Source organism: Brachyspira catarrhinii (assembly GCF_005518285.1).
GTDB classification, from domain to species: Bacteria; Spirochaetota; Brachyspiria; order Brachyspirales; family Brachyspiraceae; genus Brachyspira; species Brachyspira catarrhinii.
In genome coordinates, this window is sequence record NZ_SJDU01000906.1 from 1 (window position 1) to 275 (window position 275).

The following is a 275-nucleotide window of genomic DNA, read 5'->3' on the forward strand; positions in this document are numbered from 1 at the left end:
ATCAAGCCCAGAAGATTTTAAACTTTTAGCTATTGAATAATTGCGTTCCTTTATTCCTTCTTTTATGCCTTCAAGCCTTCCTTCTTCTCTGCCTTCTTCTCTCGAGCCTCGCATTAAACTTGCTTGATAAACCAAATAAGCTTCTCGTCTATCGTATTCGTTAAGCAAGTCTTCATTGTCGGTAAAATAATTATACTTATTTATTGCCTTTTCAAAAATCGTGTCCTCTTTTAATAATTGAGACATATCTTCCTCCTTGTTTGATTTTAAAAATA

At 33.1% G+C, this 275-nt stretch carries 1 pseudogene; it reads right to left on the reverse strand.

Going from position 1 to position 275, the window contains the following annotated elements:
• Positions 1 to 246, reverse strand: a pseudogene (locus EZH24_RS13775) (Rpn family recombination-promoting nuclease/putative transposase); the annotation flags it as partial.
• Positions 247 to 275 lie beyond the last annotated feature (29 nt).